Annotated in this window: 2 protein-coding genes; one reads left to right on the forward strand and one right to left on the reverse strand. The window is 63.3% G+C overall.

Translation table 11 applies throughout. The features are described 5' to 3' along the window. Positions 1-72: 72 nt before the first annotated feature. Complete coding sequence (locus AC1D12_RS25460) at positions 73-2994, forward strand: DUF1998 domain-containing protein (RefSeq protein ID WP_477843691.1); 2922 nt, start codon at positions 73-75, stop codon at positions 2992-2994. A gap of 398 nt (positions 2995-3392) precedes the next feature. Here AC1D12_RS25460 and AC1D12_RS25465 read toward each other — a convergent pair. Then, positions 3393-4595: Druantia anti-phage system protein DruA (locus AC1D12_RS25465; RefSeq protein WP_477843693.1), on the reverse strand; the 1203-nt coding region annotated here is incomplete at its 5' end.

Here is a 4595-nt window from a genome sequence, read left to right on the forward strand (position 1 = left end):
GATCTGAGAGGTTCGGACGGACCTCCCAAGGTCCTTCTGGCTGACATCCTGTCGACGCTTCGGGACCGCCTGTTGGGACTGGAAGCTCTCGCGCTCGGGTCGATCATCGAGCATGCCGATCGGCGCCCGCTGATCGGGAAGCTCCCGGCCATCCCCGGCGTTGCCGAGACTTCGGAAGACAAGATCGGCCTGGCCCGGGCGTGGCTTCGTGGGTGGACTGCTGCAGGTTTCCACCTCCCTCGCATGAACGAAGCATGGTACGCAGCCCACCCCGACGCCAAGGTTCGGATCAGCACCAAGACCGGCAAATTCCAGCGGTTGGTTCGCGCCCTGGGAAGTCCGGCCGCCCGCACGATCTTCAACAAGAAGTGGCTTCCAGAGCTCCTGGCCATGTTTACGCAACTGATGAGCGTCGGCGCCTACCGCCTGGACGGTCAGCGGCTTTCACTGGAGTTTGGAGGCCAATGGGTCCGCTGCGCCGACTGCAAGTCGGTGCACCGGCCCCTTCGCCTCATTCCTCGCTGCCTGGATTGCGGCCACACCGCTATCGTTGCTCTCGACCCGGACAACGACCCTGTCTTCGCAGCGCGCAAGGGCTTCTACCGGCGGGGTGTGATGGCGGCCTTGGGCCCGAACCCCGAAGTGCCAATGGCCATTGTGGCAGCCGAACACACGGCCCAACTCAACTCCGCTCAGACTGAAGAAGTCTTCTCCCGCGCGGAACAGCATGAGCTGCTGTTCCAGGACGTGGAGTTCACACCACCCGGCAACCGCATGCCGCCATCGGCGATCGACGTCTTGTCCAGCACCACCACCATGGAGGTGGGCATCGACATTGGCCAGCTATCAGGGGTCGCACTACGGAATATGCCGCCTAGTCGGGCGAACTATCAGCAACGTGCAGGTCGAGCCGGGCGTCGCGGCAATGCCGTGGCATCGGTGCTCGCATTCGGTGGATCGGACACGCACGACGAACACTTCTTCCGTGAGCCTGCCCAGATGATCGCTGGACAGGTGGTGGATCCCTTGCTCTGCCTAGAGAACAAGGATATCGCCAAGCGCCACGTACGCGCGTACCTGCTGCAGTGTTACCACCAGGCCAAGATTCCGAGTGTCGACGCCGCCCCAGGCAACGGCAGCCTGTTCTCCGTACTCGGCGACGTTTCGGCGTTCCTGAAACCTGGGAGCGTACTGAGCCTGGAGGGCCTCAAGGAGTGGCTGGAAGGCAATCAGGTGTATCTGCGCAGCCGGGTCGACGGCTGGCTTCCGGAGCAGCTCGCGGCCGAGGACCGCGCGGAGCTCCTGGATGGCATGGTCGAAGACTGCTTCAATGCCATTCAAGTTGCGACTCGCGACTGGGAGCCAACGGCGCCAGCGCCGGCGCCGGAACTCGATGACATCGATCTGCTCGAGGCGCAGGACGAACCCGACGAGGTGAAGCCGGCTGTGCGGAGCACCGGGCGAGGTCTTCTGGACACGCTGCTATACCACGGCGTGTTGCCACGCTACGCCTTCCCGACCGACGTCGCGACCTTCCACGTATTCGACCCAGCCCAGTCCAGCCACTTCTCGCCGAAGCTTGTGTTCGCACCATCGCAGTCGCTGCCGATCGCACTCACGCAGTACGCGCCGGACAAGCAGATCTGGATCGCGGGCAAGTGCTACACCTCAGGGGCGATCTACTCCCCCTTCAAGAAAGAGCTCAAGCGGGTGTGGGACGAGCGTGAGCTGCACGCGGAGTGCCGGCGCTGTGGGTATGCAAGGACCTGGAAGCAGGGGGACGGTGTCACCAAGGACCAAATGCAGGATTGCATCGCCTGCAACGGCAAGCAAACCCTCGGCCCCGCTCGCCACTGGATGCGCCCCACCGGGTTCGCGCACCCCGTGGACATCCCACCCGTGACCTCTCCCGACGACATTCCGGAAACCAGCTACGCCACGCGTGCCAAGCTGACCATGGCAAGCCCAGGTGAAGGCGAGTGGATCGAGGTCAATGAACAAATCCGCTACGTGCCACTTCGCGACCACCTGATGGTCTCAAACACAGGCCCCGGAAAGGATGGCTACGCCTACTGCACTTCCTGCGGGCGCATCGAGGCCGCGACGAACCACGCCCATTCCCGATTGAGCGGCCGGCACCCGAAGCCCTATCCCGACGAACAGAAGCCGAACTGCGAAGGCGGCTTCGTCGCTAAGCACGTGGTGCTCGGTACCACCTTCCCAACAGACGTCGCGCTGTTTTCGCTCAAGCTGGGCGCCCCGATCCTCTTGAAGCCGGGCGACACGATCACGACCATCGCCCTGCGAACGCTCTGTGAGGCGCTGTCTCGGGCGGCTTGCCTCCTGCTCGAGATCGAGCCAGGCGAGGTGCTCGCCGAGTTCCGCCCCGCTCTTTCGAACAACGGCGTTCTGGGAGAGGAGACCGAGGTCTTTCTCTACGACACTCTGTCCGGCGGGGCAGGGTTCGCGACGGCTGCAGCAGCCCGCGGCGAAGCACTCTTCCAGAAGGCGCTGCAACTCATGAGCGAATGCCCTCAAAGAGGAGACTGCGACTTCTCCTGCTACCGCTGCCTGCGCACATTCCGCAATCGGATCGACCACAGCGCCATCGATCGGCACACGGGTGAGGCACTCGCACGCTATCTGCTGACCGGGGTGCCTCAAGCATTCGACGAGCGCCGCCTGCGCGCCTCGAGCGGGCTGCTTCTCTCAGATCTGCTGCGGCGCAACGCTGCTGGTTTGTCCGAGGCGGGTCACCAGGAAGAACTGGTCGACGAGCTTGGGCGCAGCTTGAAATCACCAATCCACGGATCGGGGCCAGACGGGGGCACCTATCTGGTGGCCGTCATCAGCCCGCTAGAGGTTCCTCGACCGCCACGCGAGGTGAACACGCCAGATGGCACAACGATGCTTATCGAGGTCAGCGAACTGATGGTCCGACGCAACCTTGCCGAGGCCGCTGCTCAAGCGATGGCAGAGATCACCAGGACATAATGCCTGAGCTGGGCGGTGATTGGTGACAGGACCACGGCAAGTGCGTCGAACCAATCACCTCAAGCTGCAGGAGGGCCTCCAGCAAGAAGCGCCTACGCTGCGCTACTTCGGAATCTGCTCCGCTCGCTTGCGGGTGATTGCGGTATCTGCATCGTGAACGCCGATGCTGTTCCATCAGCAGTTCGATGTGGACCCGGATGAGCCGACGCGACTCCCTTCAGCTCGATCGCCCTGCAGAATCACGCCTCCATTTCGGCGAACCCGCCGAGCGAGCCCGCCAAGAGCAATGGTTCGACTTCAGGTATGACCACTTCTCGATCGACTCTAACTGGTTCGCCCCGAACGGGACCAGCCTCTTGTCTCTGCGCAACGTCTACGTGAAGTTCAAGTGAGGCGGTCTACGGCTCGCCTGCTTCGTCGCTCAACGGGATATTGAGGGCCCGGTCGAGCAGCGCGAGGTCGTCGCCCTGGTTCCACGTCGGGCGGCTGGCCGCTCGCTTCGTGGCCCAACGTTCCCGCCAGTAGCCACCGAAGTCCGCTTCGGACATCGACAGCGGTGCGCCGAAACTCCCACCTTTCATGCCACCCTCCAGATCGTCGGTGAAGCGATACAGGAACACCTGTCGCTTCATCCCATGCCGAAGGAGGCTCTTTGGTAGCTTCAGGTCCAGCAAGGCGCGTGTGATGTTCTGCCAGCGCACCTTCGGGCCATTGCCGTAGCCACCCTTGATGAACGTGCCGGATTCCTTCAGGTAGTCGGTGACCTGTTCGTAGAGGTGTTCGATGTGGAAGGTGCCGTAGCCCGCGGTGTACCCAATGGGCTGCGCCAGCAGGCGATCGTGGTACTTGAGCCGGTTGTACTGCGAGCTGCGCCCGAACGCACTCGTCGTGGTCACTGCCGCAAGTGGCTGCTGGATGCCTGCATTGCGCAGCTCGGTCTTCTTGCCGGCGTACTGCCGCCAGTAGACCTGACGGATGGTGTCGCTGCTGATCAGACCCGCGCACAACTTGCCGCCCAACAGATACGAGTAGGGTGGGATGGCCCCGACCGCGTAGGCATCCATCGTCGAGTTCACGAGGTCGAGCTTTCGGTCCTCGGGGTACTCGAACAACTGGTCGCGCACCGTCAGGTCAGCAGGCGGTGACTGCAAGCCAATGATGCCGATCACCGCCTCATGGAACTGGTCGTACACCACGAACCGCAATCGCCGGCCATAGCCCTTGTTGTAGGGCATCGACCAAAGCGCCCTGGTCACCTTGAAGAGCTCGGACCAAAGGCGTTCGTCCGCCAGGTGCAGCACCGGCTTGATCTTCGCTGGGTCGATCTGTTGGCCCGCCTTGAAGTGCGCCTTGTGCTTCAGGAACAGCCGGTGGGCCTCCTGTGCATTGAAGCCCGGCTGTTGACGCTTGGCCTCCAGGTGCAGCGCGCGAAGGTAGTCCTTGTCCCCGCTCGCGACGGCCTGGCGGAACGAGCGGGTCGCTGCTTGAAGCGCATGGCGCAACTCTGCCTTGGCGAGCTCTTGCTGCTGCGGCAGCGGGATCACGCGCGCGGCGGGCGAAGCCGCGACGGCTGCCTGCTTCTTTTGCGCGCTGGTCTCGGA

The organism is Rhizobacter sp. P1_G5 (assembly GCF_056405435.1).